Here is a 14334-nt window from a genome sequence, read left to right on the forward strand (position 1 = left end):
CGGGGCACGGATCAGGCCGGGGTCCGGGCCGCGGCCTTGAGGGTCTCCCGCTCGGCGAGGAAGGCCTCGACGGCGCGGGCGTGGTCGCCGGAGGCGAAGCACTCCTTCTCGGTGGCCAGCGCGGTGTCGAGGACGAGGTTCGCGGTGTCCCGGAGAATGATGTTCAGCGCCGCCTTGGTGCCTTGGACGGCACGCACGGGGCTCTCGGCCAGCCGGCGCGCGAGGGCGTGAGCCTGATCGAGCAGCGCACTCGGCTCGATGACCCGGTTGACCAGCCCGATCCGTTCGGCTTCGACCGCACCGACCTTGTCGCCGGTGAGCAGGTATTCCTTGGCCCGGGCCATGCCGGTCAGCCACGGCCAGGCCACCACACCGCCGTCGCCGGCGACCACGCCGACAGTCACGTGCGGGTCGGCGATGACGGCGTCGGTGGAGGCGTACACCACGTCGCACAGCAGGGCGAGGGTCGCCCCGAGTCCGATGGCGGGGCCGTTCACGGCGGCGATGATCGGCTGGGGGAGTTCGAGCAGTTCGATGATGATGGAGCGGGCGTCCTGGAAGAAGGCGTCGAGTTCGGGGCCGGCGCTCATCCGCGGGCCCTTGAGGTTCCCGCCGGCCGAGAACGCTCGCCCGTTGCCGGTCAGGACCACTGCCCGCACCTGCCGGTCGCGACGGATCTGTCCCCACAGGGCGATGAGCTCGGTGTGCAGGTCGTGGTTGATGGCGTTGTAGTCGTCCGGTCGGTCGAGGCGGACCGTGAGGACGCCGTCCCGCTGGTCGATCTCCAGATGGGTGTAGTCGTAGGGCGCGGTGGTGCCCATGGTGGTGTTCCTTTCGAGTCGATTCATCGCTGATCGGCGACCAGAGGCCGCCACAGGGGCAGGATCTGCCCGGACATGTACGCGGAGGCGGGCGAGACGAGGAAGCGGACCGCTTCGGCGACGTCGTCCGGGGACCCGATCCGCGCGAGGATCTCGTCCCCGGAGTCGGCGCGCTCACGCAGCCGGTGCTGGGCGCGACCGGTGGCGATGAGTCCGGGTGCCACACAATTGACCCGGATGCCTTCCGGGGCAAGGTCGTTGGCGAGGTAGCGGGTGTAGTGCATCACTGCTGCCTTGGTGATGCCGTAGTGGGCGTAGGTGCCGGTGGATTTGGCTTCGACCCCGGTGATCGACCCCATGGTGACGATCGAGGGATCGGTGGCGCGCCGTAGCGCGGGCAGCGCAGCGCCGACGGTGGTGATGGTCCCGTGCAGGTTTCGGCGCAGGACGTTGTCGAGGTCGTCGAGGTCGATCGCGGAGGCCCGGTTGCCGTCGAAGGCCCCGGATCCGCCGCCGGCGTTGCAGACCAGCGCGCCGAGCGCCGACCATTCGTCGAGGATGCGCGTCCCGAGTTCGTTCATCGCGTCGACGTCGGTGGTGCTGGCTTCGGCGGCGATGACCGGCGCGCCGTGACTTTCGAGTTCGTCGATGACGCTGGTGGTTTCGTCGTCGGCTGCGAACTCGCGGTACCCGTCGAAGTCGGTGTCGACGACCGCGACGGCGTATCCGTCCTTGGCGAGGTTCACGGCGATCCGGCGGCCGATGCCGCGTGCTGCTCCGGTGACCAGGGCGGTCCGTGCCGCGGTCACGACAGCAGCTCCAGGATGGTGGCGTTGGCCATGCCGCCGCCCTCGCACATCGACTGCAGTCCGTAGCGGATGCCCTGTTCGCGCATGTGGTGGACCAGTGTGGTCATGATCCGGGCGCCGGATCCGCCGACGGGGTGTCCGATGGCCATCGCTCCGCCGTTCGGGTTCATCTGGGTGTAGTCCGCGCCGGTCTCGCGCAGCCAGGCGAGCGTGACCGAGGCGAAGGCCTCGTTGATCTCGAACACTCCGATGTCGTCGAGCGTCAGCCCACTCTTCTTCAATACCTTGGCGGTGGCGGGGATGGGACCTTTGAGCATGGTCACGGGGTCGGTGCCGGCGACGACGGCGGTGTGGATGCGGGCAATCGGCGTCCAACCCTGCGCGCGGGCGAACTCGCTGGTGGTGATCAGCAATGCGCCGGCGCCGTCGGAGATCTGTGAGGCGTTGCCCGCGGTGATGGTGCCACCCTCACCGAAGGCAGGCGCGAGTCCGCCGAGGGTTTCGAGGGTGGAGCCGCGCCGCACGCCCTCGTCGGTGTCGAAGGTGTGTTCGGCGCCGTTGTCGCCGGTCACCGTGATGGGCGCGATCTGGTCCTTGAAGCGTCCTTCGTCGATCGCCCGGGCGGCGCGGGCGTGCGAGTCGAGGGCGTGCTGGTCCATCTCGGTGCGGGTGATTCCGTACTCGGCGGCGATCATTTGCGCACCCACACCCTGATGGAATCGTCTGTCGTCGTAGCGCTTCCACACGTCGGGGCCGAAGGGCTGGCCGAACTGGCCGTCGGCGAGAGTGGCGCTTGCCGGCACGGCGCTCATGATCTCGACGCCACCGGCCACGGCGACGTCGTACTGGCCGGCGACGACCCCGGCCGCGGCCTGGTGTACCGCCTGTTGGGAGGATCCGCACTGGCGGTCGATGGTCAGGCCGGGAACCGATTCGGGCCAACCGGCGGCGAGGACGGCGGCGCGGCCGATGCAGCCGCTCTGCATACCGACGCCGATGGCGCAGCCCCAGACGACATCGTCGACGACGGCGGGGTCCAGATGGTTGCGTTCGGCGAGTGCGGTGAGGACGTGGGCGGACAGGGTGGCGGAGTGATGCTTCGCCAGTGATCCGTTCCTTTTGCCGACGGCGGTGCGTACCGCGTCGACGATGACGGCATCACGCATGATGGTCTCCGAGGGAGTGAGGGGCCCTGTGGGCCGGTGAGGGTTTCGGGACGGTGGTCGGCACGCAGATCAGCGGGAGCCGGCGTCGACGGTAAGGCATTGGCCGGAGACGTAATTCGTCTCCTGCAGGCAGAGCGCGTAGACAGCGCCGGCGGCCTCGGCGGGTGTGCCCGGCCTGCCGAGGGGGTTGGTGCGCTTGACCGCGCTCATGATGTCCTGACTGACCCCGACCTTGATCTTGCGGCCTTCGATTTCGACGTAGGTGTCGTCGCCGGCGACGGCCTCGGTCATGCGGGTGAGGATGAACCCGAAGGCGACGGCGTTGACGTTGACCTTGTAGCGGCCCCACTCCTTGGCGAGGGTCTTGGTGAGCCCGATGACCCCGGCCTTGGCGGCAGCGTAGTTGGCCTGCCCGGGGTTTCCGTAGACACCGGAGACGGAGGAGACGTTGACGACCTTGCGGTGGTGATCGGTCGGGTTCGCCTTGATGTAGGGCTGGGCGGTACGCAGAATCCGGAACGGCGCCTGCAGGTGTACGTCGAGGACGTTCTGCCACTGGTCGTCGGTCATCTTCTGGATGACGTTGTCCATGATGTAGCCGGCGTTGTTGACGATGATGTCGAGCCCACCGAAGGTGTCGGTGGCGGTTGCGACGAAGCGGTCGGCGAAGTCGTGGTCGGTGACCGAACCGATGCAGGCCACCGCCTTTCCGCCGGCGGACACGATGTCGGCGACGGTCTCGTCGGCGGGTTCCTTGTCGACGTCGTTGACGACGACGCTGGCGCCTTCGGCGGCCAGTTTGAGTGCGACTTCGCGGCCGATGCCGCGCCCGGAGCCGGAGATGAGTGCGACGTTGCCGTCCAGGGTTTTCATGATGGGGAGTCCTTGCGTTGGTCGAATCAGTGGGTGGTGACGACGGCGGTGCCCGAGAGGGTGACCGTTCCGTCGGGAAGGGCGACACTGAGATCGAGGTGGGCGAGGCCGTCCTCGACCTTGGCGACGGTGCCCGTGCAGGTCGGTGTGGTGTTCACCGGTGTGATCGCGGTGAATCGAACCTCGAAGCTGCGGAGGCGGTCTTGCGGGAACGTCGCGGTCAGCAACCGGCCCAGGTAGGCCATCGACAGCATTCCGTGGGCGAAGACGTCCTCGATTCCGACGGCGTGGCAGGCGTCGATGTCGATGTGGACCGGGTTGTGGTCCCCGGAGGCGCCGGCGTACAGGGCGAGGGTCGTGCGGGTGATCGTGGGGCAGTCGAGGGAGAAGGTGTCTCCCGCGATCAGGTATGCGGTGTTCATGCGGCCGCCTTCGGGTCGCGGACGACGATGGTGCTCGTCAGCGTTGCGATGGGGGTGCCGTCACGGCTGACGTGGGTGTCGCGGACGATGAAGTCGAGGGCACCGCCCTTCTTGTCGTAGACGTCGGTCACCTCGGTCCAGAAGGTCAGGGTGTCACCGGCGTACGCCTGGGCGTGGTAGTGGAATCGCTGTCCTCCGTGCAGGATTGCGCGCATGTCGACTCCGAGGTCGGCGAGGAATCGGTGCCGGTCGGGGTTGTCCATCTCGAGGCAGAACAGGAACGTCGCCGGGATCAGGAGATCGCGGTAACCCGCCAACCGGGCGGCGTCGAGGTCGGTGTACGCCGGATCGGGTTGTCCGGTCGCCTGCGCGAAGGAGCGCAACCGGCCGCGTTCGGCTGTGGTCTGGAACTCGGGGGTACGGGTGCCGACGATCGTCGGGTCGATGGGCATGGTTCAGGACAACCTTTCGAACAGCGTGATCACACCTGCGGTGCCGAGGCCGAGGTTGTGCTGGAGGCCCAGGGTGGCGTTCTCGACCTGTCGATCGCCCGCCTCGCCGCGCAGTTGCCAGGTGATCTCGGCGGTCTGGGCGAGACCGGTGGCCCCCAGCGGATGTCCCTTGGACAGCAGACCGCCGGAGGGGTTGGTGACCACCCTGCCGCCGTAGGTGTTCTCGCCCTCGAGGATGAACTTCTCGGCCCCGCCCTCGTCGCACAGGCCGAGCGCCTCGTAGGAGAGCACCTCGTTGACGGTGAAGCAGTCGTGCAGTTCGACGACCGCGATGTCGCGGGGGTCGACACCTGCCTGCTGGTACACATCCCGGGCGGCCTTCCGGGTCACATCCGTGCCGACCAGCGACATCGCGCTCTTCTTCGCGAAGAGGTCGTCGGCGTCGGACTGCAGGGTCTGCGCCGCGATGGCAACCCTCGGGGTCAGTCCGTTCGCTCGGGCGAACTCGTCCGAGCAGACCACTGCTGCGGCGGCGCCGCAGGTGGGCGGGCAGCATTGCAGCCGGGTCAGCAGTCCCGCGATCCGGGGGGAGTCGAGCACGTCGGTCACGGTGACCGGATCCCGGAACACCGCATACGGGTTGTTCGCGGCGTGGCTGCGGGCTTTGACCGCCACCGCGGCGAAGGTGTCCGCACTGCCACCGTACTTCTGCAAGTACTCGAGGCCGGCCGCGGCAAAGTATTGCGGAGTCATGGGAACGTCGGGATCGATGTCGTAGATCTCGCCCAGTGCCGCGACGAAGTCGCTCAGCGGGGCGGGCCGATCGGTCCACTTCGCGCTCAGGGCGCCGGGTGGCATCTGCTCGAAGCCGACGGCGAGTGCGCAGTCGACGGCACCGGATTCGACCGCTTGGCGGGCCAGCCACAACGCCGAAGATCCGGAGGCGCAGTTGTTGTTGACGTTCAGCACCGGGATCCCGGTCTTGCCGAGCTGGTACACGACTCGCTGACCACTGGTCGAATCGCCATAAACATATCCGGCGTAGACCTGCTGCACCCGGTCATAGGTCAGCCCAGCGTCCTTAAGGGCGGACGTGATCGCCCTCGGACCTTGGAAGTCGTAGGAGTCTCCGGCGCTCGGTTTGCTGAACGGCGCCATGCCGACACCGGCAACCAACACTCTGTGATTCATTTCGATCTCCCTTTTACTCTAACGATGATTCACTTTCGGTGATCGGACGCGGGCCTGTCAAGGGCGTTCGTGAAATTCGCCGCCGACCTGCGTCAACGCTCGGCCGCAGGCGTCGCCGCATCAGTATGTAATTCAGTGTTAGATCCGATCGCAGCGTCGGACGAGCGGCGGGAGCCTCTCGTTCGTGGCCGGTAAGAGGCGAAATATGCGGCTCGGATTCCTGCTTCAGGCCTTGACATAGAACGCAGTAAGTGAAGTATGGTTCGAGTATCAACCGATTGGCGAGTGAGCTCGCTCGTGACAGGAGAGTTCCAATGCTCGACACCACCGAAGCCACGGCATTTCCGATGCACCGCGATGTCGCCCGGTGCCCCTTCGACCCGCCGGCGACGCTCGCGGAGTGGCGCCGTGAAGGGGCCCTCAGACGGGTGCGGATCTGGGACGGCAGCGAGCCCTGGCTCGTGACCCGGCACGAAGACATCCGCGCCGTGCTCAGTCACTCCGCGATCAGCGCCGACACCGACAATCCGGGCTACCCCCACTCCTCGGCCGCCATCAGGGCCCGCCGGGCGCGCGCGAAGACGTTCTTCCAGATGGACGGTCCCGCGCACGACGATCCCCGACGAGTACTGGCCCGCGACTTCACCGCGAAGCGGATGCAGGCGTTGCGCGAGCACATCCAGGAGATCGTGGACGCGCTCATCACCGAGCTGCTCGCCGGGCCTAAGCCGGTCGACCTGGTGGAGGCCTTCGCGCTCCCGGTGCCGTCGCTGATGATCTGCGAGCTGCTCGGGGTGCCGTACGCCGACCACGACGTGTTTCAGCGACTGAGCAAGGTATTCGTCGCCAAGGCATCGACGCCGGAGCAGACCACCGCGGCAGCGGAGGAACTGATCGAGTTCATCGCCGGGCTGGTCGACGCCAAGAGCGTGAATCCGGGTGACGACGTGCTCAGCCGCCTCGCCGTGGAGCAGCTCGTCCCGGGCTTGATGACCCGCGAAGAGGTGGCACGGATGGGTCTGCTGCTACTGACCGCCGGCCACGAGACCTCCGCGAACATGATCGCGCTCGGCACGGCCGCGCTGCTCGGCAGGCCGGACCAGGTGGAGTTGCTCCGCACGAGCGGCGACCCGGCACTACTGGCCGGCGCGGTCGAAGAGTTGCTCCGGTACCTGACCATCGTGCACAGCGGTCTGCGCCGGGTCGCCAGCGAGGACATGGAGATCGCCGGGACTCTCATCCGACGCGGCGACGGTGTCGTCCTGTCCCTCGATTCCGGCAACCGCGATGCCCTCGCGTTTCACGACGAAGGCGTGTCCGGACCGGACGCCCTCGACATCACCCGTCAGGCCCGTCACCACCTTGCGTTCGGCTTCGGTGTCCACCAGTGCCTGGGGCAGCAGTTGGCGCGCGTCGAACTGCAGGTCGTGTTCGGCACGCTGTTCCGCCGAATTCCCACACTGGCGCTCGCCGAGCCACTCGAGAACGTCGCCTTCAAAGACGACATGTCGATCTACGGGGTGCATCGACTGTTGGTGACCTGGTGACACGAAAGGACCACAATGATGAAAATCCACATTGACGAAGACAAGTGCGTCGGTGGCGGGCAGTGCGTGCTCGCGGCCCCCGACGTGTTCGACCAGCGCGACGAGGACGGTGTCGCGGTTCTGCTGGTCGACAACGCGCCCGCCGAGTTGCACGACCAGATCCGGGAGGCCGCCCGGCTGTGCCCGGCGGTCGCCATCGAACTCGGTGAGCGAGCAGAGACGTGACGATGCCCACGACGTCGGTGCAGCCGGGTGGCACTCGGCCTGCCGGGCCGGGGGACACCCGAAACGGTGCCGGCTTGATCGAGTTCCTCAGCCTCGAGCGCTCGGACCCCGATCGCTTCCAGGGATGGTGTCATGGCGGTTCACCGATGCGAGCGATGGGAGGACAGATCGCGGCCCAGGCCCTCGCTGCGGCCGGGCATACCGTCGACCCGGACCGCACGGTGCATTCGCTGCACGGATACTTCCTTCGAGGCGGGGACACCGACCGGCCCGTCGACTACACCGTCGAACGCATGCGCGACGGGCGCAGCTACTCGGCCCGTAGGGTGACCGCAATCCAACAGGGACAACCGATCTTTACCCTGACCGCATCTTTCAAGCGCCCGGAGGCAGGGGCCGAACGACAGACGCGGATGCCGCAGGTGCTGCCGCCCGACGATCTGGCCGACGCCTTCGAATACTGGTCCGAGATCAAACCCGCGGCTTACCGGATTGCCAAGTACGCGCAGGTGACCGCGATGCGCATCGCCCCGCTGTCGCCTGGTGGTGCGACGTGGGCGCAGGACGGTGGCCAGCTACGTCAGGCGGTGTGGTTCCGGACGAAAGAATCGATGCCCGACGACCCCCTGCTGCACGCGTGCGCACTCACCTACTGCTCCGATATCACGCTGCCCCAGACGGCGGTCCTGGACATCGAGCTGCTTTACCCGATCCGGGCCGAGCCCTCGAAGATGATGTTGTCCTCCCTCGACCACGCGATGTGGTTCCACCGCCCTTTCCGTGCGGACGAGTGGCTGCTGTTCGCTCAGCGCAGCACGTCGACAGTGGACGGGAGGGGTTTCAACCTCGGTGAATTCTGGACCCGGGACGGCGCGTTGGTCGCTTCCGTCACCCAGGAGGCGGCGATCCGTCCGCGTTCCCGACGGGCCGAACCGGGCACCACCTAGACCATCCCACGGGAAGACCGACCGGTCGTGTCGGTCGTTCCCCCGCAGAAAGAGAGTAAAAACCATGGGACAGTTGCACAATCGCGTGGCCGTCGTCACCGGTGCCGGCGGCGGCCTGGGACGCGAGCACGCGTTGCTACTCGCCGCCGAAGGCGCCACGGTCGTCGTGAACGATCTGCATGGCGCACAGGCCGTGGTTGACGAGATCCGTTCCGCCGGAGGGGAAGCCGTCGCGGTCGAGGGCTCCGTTGCTGATATGACCACCGGAGAGCAGCTCGTGGCAGCAGCGGTCGAGTCCTTCGGCGACCTCCACGTCATCGTGAACAACGCCGGGGTCGTGCGTGACGCCATGCTGTGGAACATGACCGAGGACCAGTTCGACCTCGTGGTCGACGTCCACCTCAAGGGTGCGTTCGGGCTCACCCGGGCGGCGGGACGGTTCTGGCGTGAACAGAGTCGGTCGGGTGCGTCGGCCGACCGCTCGATCGTCAACACGACATCCGCCGCCGGCCTGCACGGCAATGTCGGCCAATGGAACTACGCCGCCGCGAAGGCAGGCCTGGCGATCCAGGCCGTTCTCGCGGCAGAAGAACTGGGCCGATTCGGGGTCCGCGCCAACGCGATCTCGCCGGCGGCGCGCACGCCGATGGTCACGACCGCACCAATTCTGGCCGCGGCGGTCGCCGCACCGGAAGACGAAGACGCGTTCGACCGGTTCCACCCGAGGAATGTGTCGTCACTGGTGGGCTACCTGGCCACCGCCGACTGCCCCTTCACAGGGCAGGTCTTCTCCGTCACCGGAGGCCATGTCGGTCTCTACGCCGGCTACTCGCTCGCGCACTCCGTCGACACCGACCGCCCCTGGTCGGTCGACGAGCTGGCCGAACTGATGGGCGCCGCGTCGTTCCCGAAGTCGGCCGAGGTCATCCGCCCCCGACTGATCCAACTCGAGGGTGCGGGCCAGTGACCGCGGACCCCTTATCGCACAACCACCATCCGATCCGACGGTTCCGCCGGACGGCGCAGCGGGAGTTGTCATGTATCTGACCCACGCCTTACACCGCGCACTCGAGCAGTGGCCCGATGAGGTCATGACCGTCGACGGCGACTGTTCCCGCACCACCCGAGAGGTCGCCGACAGGGTGGCTCGACTGGCCGGGGCACTCCAGCGGATCGGCGTCGGCACCGGCAACAGGGTCGGCATCGTGGCGCTGAACTCCGCCCACCACCACGAAGTATTCTTCGCCAGCTGGTGGGCCGGCGCAGTGGCGAACCCCATCAACACCCGATGGTCCGCCGCTGAGATCGCCTACGCGCTGACCGACTCCGGCACCGAGGTACTGTTCGTCGACGACGCGTTCGCACACTTCGGCCCCGAGCTGCGTGAGCGAGCCCCCGGCCTACGCACCCTGATCTACTGCGGCGCCGGGCCGACCCCCGAGGGCATGCTCGCCTACGAGGAACTGGTCGCCGGCGCGGCACCGGTTCCCCACATCCATCGAGGCGGCGACGAGCTGGCGATGTTGCTCTACACCGGCGGCACCACCGGCAAACCCAAGGGCGTGATGGTCACCCACCGCTCCTTCATGACCTCCTTGCTGAGCTACCACCTCGCCGGGTCGTCGGTGAAACGTGGCGGAGCCACGCTGTGCACGGCACCGCTCTTCCACATCGGAGCCCTTCTCAGTTGGTACGGCCAGACCCTGCTCGGCGGCACCCTGGTGTTCTTGCCCACCTTCACGCCGGAGGCCGTACTGGGCGCAATCGACGAACACCGCGTCACCGGGTGTGCGCTCGTTCCCGCCATGATCCAAAGGCTCTGCGAGCACCCCGACTTCGACTCCTACGACGTCAGCAGCCTCGAATTCATCGGGTACGGCGCATCGGGCACCCCGCAAAGCCTGCTCGACCTGGCAATGAAACACTTCCCCTCGATCAACTTCGTCCACGTCTACGGGATGACCGAGACCGGCGTGCTGACCGTCCTCGGCGGCGACGAGCACAGGACCGGAGGCGCCCGACTACGCTCGGTCGGCCGGGCCACGCCCACCGTCGAGATCGCCGTCGTCGACCCGGACGGTCACCGCCTCCCTCCCGGCCAGATCGGCGAGGTCGTGACCAGAGGCGACCACGTCATGGCCGGGTACTGGCGCAAGCCGGAAGCCACCGCGACCGCACTCCGGGACGGCTGGATGCACACCGGCGACGGGGGATACCTCGACGAGGCCGGTTACCTCTACATCGTCGACCGCCTCAAGGACATGATCATCACCGGTGGTGAGAACGTGTACTCCGCGGAGGTGGAGAATGCCCTGGCCGCCCACCCGGCGGTGGCGTCCTGTGCGGTGATCGGCGTCCCCGACCCGGATTGGGGCGAGCGGGTGCACGCCGTGATCGTGCCGCGGCCGGGCCACACGGTCACTGCCGAAGAACTGCGCGCTCACACCAAGACCCTCATCGCGGGCTACAAGGCGCCGCGCACGGTCGACTTCGTCGGCGCCATGCCGGTCTCGGGCACCGGAAAAATCCTCAAACGTGAACTCCGCGCGGCATACACCGACCGCGACACCACCCTTCCAACGACTTCCCGAAACGAGCAGCCGACATGAAACGCACCGTCTACGACACCGACCACGACGAATTCCGCACGATGATCCGCGATTTCATCGCCAAGGAGGTCGTTCCCCACTATCCGGACTGGGAAGCAGCCGGCCACCCGCCCCGCGATCTGTTCAGCAAACTCGGTGACATCGGCGTCACCGGTTTCGGCATCCCCGAGGAATACGGGGGCCCGGGCGAGGTCAGCTTCAAGTATCAGGCGATCCTCTCCGAGGAAAGCGCCCGCGCCGTCATCATGCTCGGCCACTACGGGCTCAGCACCGGGATGGTCCTGCCCTACCTACTCACCCTGGCCACCGAGGAGCAGAAGAAGCGGTGGCTGCCCGGGATCGCATCGGGCGATACGGTCCTGTGCATCGCAATGACCGAACCGGGCACCGGCTCGGATCTGGCAGGCATCCGGACCTCCGCACGGCTGTCCGAGGACGGCACTCACTATGTGCTCAATGGTGCGAAGACCTTCATCTCCGGTGCCCGCAACTCCGAGCTGTGCGTCGTGGTCGCCCGCACCTCACTCCCGACTGAGGACGACCGCCGCACCGGCCTGAGCCTGCTGGTCGTGCCCACCGACAGCACGGGCTTCGAACTCGGCCGCAATCTCGACAAGATCGGCCTCAAGGCGAGCGACACCAATGAATTGTCCTTCACCGACATCGTTGTGCCGGTGGAAAATCTGCTCGGCGAGGAGGGCAAGGCGTTCGCCTACATGGGCCAGAATCTGCCTCGTGAGCGCCTGTTGGTCGGCGTCGACGCCACCGGACGGGCCGCAGCCGCGATCGAACACGCCAAGGAGTACGTCAAGGAACGAGTCGTCTTCGGCCGGCCGGTGGCGGCATTCCAGAACACGAAGTTCGTGCTGGCGGAGTGCGCCACAGAGGTCGAGGCCTCGCAGGCACTGGTGGATCGGGGTATCGAGTTGGAGGCAGTCGGGGAACTGACCCCGGCGGACGCGGCGCGGATCAAGCTGTTCGCGACCGAGACCGCCGGCCGGGTGATCGACAAGTGCCTGCAACTGCACGGCGGTTACGGCTACATGCGCGAATACCCCATCGCCCGGCTGTACACCGATATCCGCGTCAACCGCATTTACGGCGGATCCAGCGAGGTGATGAAGACCATCATCGCCAAAGACCTCAGCCTGTAGACGAGAGCGCTGAACGTCGTGAGCGAACCCAACCGAAGGAACATTCGATGACACTCCGAGATGTCGTCGTCGTCGGCGCATCGGCGGCGGGATTGACCGCCGCCGAAACACTGCGCCGGGACGGCTTCGAGGGGCGGTTGACGGTGATCGGCGACGAGCCGCACGCCCCGTACGACCGACCGCCCCTGTCCAAACAGGTCCTGCGCGGCGAGTGGAAACGTGAGCGCGTCGCTCTGCGCGCCCAGGAGTCGCTCGACGCCCTCGACGTGGATTGGTTGCTGGGTATCAGAGCGGAGCGCCTGGATCTGGGTGCGCGCACCGTCGAATTGGGCGACGGCACACGAGTACCGTTCGACGGACTGGTCGTCGCAACCGGGGTGCGGCCCCGGCGACTTCCGTTCGGACACGACCTCGACGGCGTGCACGTGCTGCGCGGTCTCGACGACGCGTGGGACCTCAGGGAGGCACTGCAGGAGCGCCCGCCCGTCGTGGTCGTCGGCGCCGGCTTCCTGGGCGCCGAGGCCGCGGCGGTTGCCCGAGAATTAGGGTGTGCTGTAACGATTGTCGATCCGCTGGACGCGCCGATGGTGCGCCAACTGGGTGCCGGTATGGCGGCCCGGGTCGCCCGGCTGCACATCGACCGCGGAGTGGACCTGCGGTGCGGCACCGGAGTCGTCGGCTTCACGGAAGAGCACGGCCGGGTTGCCGGTGTGCGTCTCGACGACGGCACGGTGACTCCCGCCCGGGTTGTCGTGGTCGCGATCGGCTCGGTACCTGCGGTCGACTGGCTGCGCGACAGCGGTCTGCCGGTCGGTGACGGGCTGCTGTGCGACGAGTGCTGCGAGGCCGCGCCCGGCATCGTCGGCGCAGGCGACGTCGCCTCGTGGATCCATCCTCGGTTCGGCCGGATTCGCGTCGAACACCGCATGAACGCGACAGAGCAGGGGATGGCGGCTGCCCGGACGCTGCTCGGCCACCGCATCCCGTTCGCACCGATCCCGTACTTCTGGACAGACCAGTACGACAACAGGATCCAGGTCTACGGGCGCATCTCGGGTGACCTCGGGTTCACGGTCGTCGACGGTGATCCGGAGGAAGGGCCGTTCGCCGCCGTGCAGTTCGACGCGGACGGGCGCACCCGCGCCGTGGCCGCCTGGAACATGCCGCGGATCGCGCGCACGTGGCGAGCGCGGCTCGTCGCCGATGCACCGCCTCCGCAGCGCACACCGACGACGGCCGGTGTCGGCCCGGTTCCATCACCCATCACAGACGTTCCAGCAGTGAGGACACAACCATGACCGACACGGTCGTATACCGAGAAGAAAACGGTGTCGCGACGATCGCGATGAACCGCCCCGAGCGCCGCAACTCCTTCACGATCGAGATGGCCGACGGGCTGCTCGCCGCCCTCGAACGGGCGGAGAACGACCGTGGCATCCGGGCGGTCGTCATCACCAGCACCGGCGACCACTTCTCTGTCGGACGCGACAACGCCGACACCGACCCGCCGCCATACCCGGCGGGTGACCACCTGCGGGGCCGTACGTCGCTCATGCGCTACACGCGTCTGGTGACCTGCATGCACGACATGAACACACCGACCATCGCGGAGATCCGCGGTGGCTGCGCCGGCGCCGGGATGTCCTTCGCGCTCAACTGCGACTTCCGGTACGCCTCGACGACGGCCGTGATGAGCACCGCGTTCGTCAAGGTCGCCTTCGGCGGCGACCTCGGCGGTGTGTGGCACCTGACCCGGCTCGTCGGGCCGCTCCGGGCGAAAGAGTTGCTTCTGCTCTCCCCGAGACTGCGCGGCACCGAATTGCTCGACTGGGGACTGGTCAACGACGTGCTACCACCCGAGGAACTCTCGGCGAGGGTGATGGCCACCGCTACCGAGATCGCGTCCCACTCGCCCACAGCCGTCGCGGCGGCGCGGCGCAACCTGCAGGCGGCCACGAGCCTGTCCCTGGGGGACTACCTACCCCTCGAAGCAGAGCAGTTCGCCACGTGCGCGGCCTCCCCGGACGCCGAGGAGGCGCGTGTCGCCTTCGTGGAAAAGCGCGCGCCCCGATTCGTGATCGCCTGACTCCCGTGTGGAGGCGACGCCCAATTCCGAAC

The 14334-nt window shown here is 67.4% G+C and carries 15 protein-coding genes; 8 read left to right on the top strand and 7 right to left on the bottom strand.

Annotated elements, in window-relative coordinates; translation table 11 throughout:
- Nucleotides 1–11 precede the first annotated feature (11 nt).
- The 7 genes from CJ179_RS30950 to CJ179_RS30980 all read right to left on the bottom strand — a co-directional run bounded on the left by CJ179_RS30950 (nucleotide 12) and on the right by CJ179_RS30980 (nucleotide 5734).
- Nucleotides 12–821: an enoyl-CoA hydratase/isomerase family protein gene (locus tag CJ179_RS30950; protein ID WP_095863953.1), complete on the bottom strand. Its 810-nt coding sequence runs from the start codon at nucleotides 819–821 to the stop codon at nucleotides 12–14.
- A 23-nt stretch (nucleotides 822–844) separates the two neighbouring features.
- Nucleotides 845–1630 (bottom strand): SDR family NAD(P)-dependent oxidoreductase, encoded by a 786-nt coding sequence (locus CJ179_RS30955; protein WP_072943216.1) that lies wholly within the window; start codon nucleotides 1628–1630, stop codon nucleotides 845–847.
- Entirely contained in the window at nucleotides 1627–2796 is a 1170-nt protein-coding gene (locus tag CJ179_RS30960) for a thiolase family protein (protein ID WP_072943220.1), read from the bottom strand. The genes CJ179_RS30955 and CJ179_RS30960 overlap by 4 nt, the downstream gene beginning before the upstream one ends.
- Nucleotides 2797–2865: 69 nt before the next feature.
- Nucleotides 2866–3669 carry an SDR family NAD(P)-dependent oxidoreductase gene (locus CJ179_RS30965; RefSeq protein ID WP_095863954.1) on the bottom strand — a complete coding sequence of 268 codons (804 nt, stop codon included), beginning with the start codon at nucleotides 3667–3669 and terminating at the stop codon, nucleotides 2866–2868.
- Nucleotides 3670–3695: 26 nt separating this feature from the next.
- Nucleotides 3696–4091, bottom strand: coding sequence for a MaoC/PaaZ C-terminal domain-containing protein (locus CJ179_RS30970; protein WP_095863955.1), 396 nt, complete (start codon nucleotides 4089–4091; stop codon nucleotides 3696–3698).
- Nucleotides 4088–4543, bottom strand: a complete 456-nt coding sequence (locus CJ179_RS30975; protein WP_072943227.1) for a MaoC family dehydratase N-terminal domain-containing protein — start codon at nucleotides 4541–4543, stop codon at nucleotides 4088–4090. The genes CJ179_RS30970 and CJ179_RS30975 overlap by 4 nt, the downstream gene beginning before the upstream one ends.
- 3 nt (nucleotides 4544–4546) lie before the next feature.
- Nucleotides 4547–5734: a lipid-transfer protein gene (locus CJ179_RS30980; protein WP_095863956.1), complete on the bottom strand. Its 1188-nt coding sequence runs from the start codon at nucleotides 5732–5734 to the stop codon at nucleotides 4547–4549.
- A gap of 314 nt (nucleotides 5735–6048) precedes the next feature.
- Here CJ179_RS30980 and CJ179_RS30985 point away from each other — a divergent pair, with 314 nt between their 5' ends.
- The 8 genes from CJ179_RS30985 to CJ179_RS31020 all read left to right on the top strand — a co-directional run bounded on the left by CJ179_RS30985 (nucleotide 6049) and on the right by CJ179_RS31020 (nucleotide 14302).
- Nucleotides 6049–7281 (top strand): cytochrome P450, encoded by a 1233-nt coding sequence (locus CJ179_RS30985; protein WP_072943231.1) that lies wholly within the window; start codon nucleotides 6049–6051, stop codon nucleotides 7279–7281.
- Between the two features lie 18 nt (nucleotides 7282–7299).
- Nucleotides 7300–7506: a ferredoxin gene (locus CJ179_RS30990; RefSeq protein ID WP_072943341.1), complete on the top strand. Its 207-nt coding sequence runs from the start codon at nucleotides 7300–7302 to the stop codon at nucleotides 7504–7506.
- 155 nt (nucleotides 7507–7661) lie between these two features.
- Complete coding sequence (locus CJ179_RS30995) at nucleotides 7662–8453, top strand: acyl-CoA thioesterase domain-containing protein (protein WP_241031239.1); 792 nt, start codon at nucleotides 7662–7664, stop codon at nucleotides 8451–8453.
- Nucleotides 8454–8517: 64 nt separating this feature from the next.
- Nucleotides 8518–9420, top strand: coding sequence for an SDR family NAD(P)-dependent oxidoreductase (locus CJ179_RS31000; RefSeq protein WP_095863958.1), 903 nt, complete (start codon nucleotides 8518–8520; stop codon nucleotides 9418–9420).
- 70 nt (nucleotides 9421–9490) lie between these two features.
- A complete protein-coding gene (locus CJ179_RS31005; protein ID WP_072943234.1) occupies nucleotides 9491–11062 on the top strand; it encodes a long-chain fatty acid--CoA ligase in 1572 nt (523 codons plus the stop codon).
- Complete coding sequence (locus CJ179_RS31010; RefSeq protein WP_095863959.1) at nucleotides 11059–12216, top strand: acyl-CoA dehydrogenase family protein; 1158 nt, start codon at nucleotides 11059–11061, stop codon at nucleotides 12214–12216. Before CJ179_RS31005 ends, CJ179_RS31010 begins: the two co-directional genes overlap by 4 nt.
- Before the next feature lie 47 nt (nucleotides 12217–12263).
- Nucleotides 12264–13514 carry an NAD(P)/FAD-dependent oxidoreductase gene (locus tag CJ179_RS31015; protein ID WP_095863960.1) on the top strand — a complete coding sequence of 417 codons (1251 nt, stop codon included), beginning with the start codon at nucleotides 12264–12266 and terminating at the stop codon, nucleotides 13512–13514.
- Nucleotides 13511–14302, top strand: coding sequence for an enoyl-CoA hydratase/isomerase family protein (locus CJ179_RS31020; RefSeq protein ID WP_072943237.1), 792 nt, complete (start codon nucleotides 13511–13513; stop codon nucleotides 14300–14302). Before CJ179_RS31015 ends, CJ179_RS31020 begins: the two co-directional genes overlap by 4 nt.
- Nucleotides 14303–14334 lie beyond the last annotated feature (32 nt).

This window comes from Rhodococcus sp. ACS1 (genome assembly GCF_002300155.1).
Classification (GTDB): domain Bacteria; phylum Actinomycetota; class Actinomycetes; order Mycobacteriales; family Mycobacteriaceae; genus Rhodococcus_F; species Rhodococcus_F koreensis.

Bases quoted from the DNA above. Each gene is read 5' to 3' on its own strand.
- CJ179_RS30950 (WP_095863953.1), bottom strand. From the start codon at position 821: ATGGGCACCACCGCGCCCTACGACTACACCCATCTGGAGATCGACCAG.
- CJ179_RS30960 (WP_072943220.1), bottom strand. From the start codon at position 2,796: ATGCGTGATGCCGTCATCGTCGACGCGGTACGCACCGCCGTCGGCAAA.
- CJ179_RS30965 (WP_095863954.1), bottom strand. From the start codon at position 3,669: ATGAAAACCCTGGACGGCAACGTCGCACTCATCTCCGGCTCCGGGCGC.
- CJ179_RS30970 (WP_095863955.1), bottom strand. From the start codon at position 4,091: ATGAACACCGCATACCTGATCGCGGGAGACACCTTCTCCCTCGACTGC.
- CJ179_RS30975 (WP_072943227.1), bottom strand. From the start codon at position 4,543: ATGCCCATCGACCCGACGATCGTCGGCACCCGTACCCCCGAGTTCCAG.
- CJ179_RS30980 (WP_095863956.1), bottom strand. From the start codon at position 5,734: ATGAATCACAGAGTGTTGGTTGCCGGTGTCGGCATGGCGCCGTTCAGC.
- CJ179_RS30985 (WP_072943231.1), top strand. From the start codon at position 6,049: ATGCTCGACACCACCGAAGCCACGGCATTTCCGATGCACCGCGATGTC.
- CJ179_RS30990 (WP_072943341.1), top strand. From the start codon at position 7,300: ATGAAAATCCACATTGACGAAGACAAGTGCGTCGGTGGCGGGCAGTGC.
- CJ179_RS30995 (WP_241031239.1), top strand. From the start codon at position 7,662: ATGGGAGGACAGATCGCGGCCCAGGCCCTCGCTGCGGCCGGGCATACC.
- CJ179_RS31000 (WP_095863958.1), top strand. From the start codon at position 8,518: ATGGGACAGTTGCACAATCGCGTGGCCGTCGTCACCGGTGCCGGCGGC.
- CJ179_RS31005 (WP_072943234.1), top strand. From the start codon at position 9,491: ATGTATCTGACCCACGCCTTACACCGCGCACTCGAGCAGTGGCCCGAT.
- CJ179_RS31010 (WP_095863959.1), top strand. From the start codon at position 11,059: ATGAAACGCACCGTCTACGACACCGACCACGACGAATTCCGCACGATG.
- CJ179_RS31015 (WP_095863960.1), top strand. From the start codon at position 12,264: ATGACACTCCGAGATGTCGTCGTCGTCGGCGCATCGGCGGCGGGATTG.
- CJ179_RS31020 (WP_072943237.1), top strand. From the start codon at position 13,511: ATGACCGACACGGTCGTATACCGAGAAGAAAACGGTGTCGCGACGATC.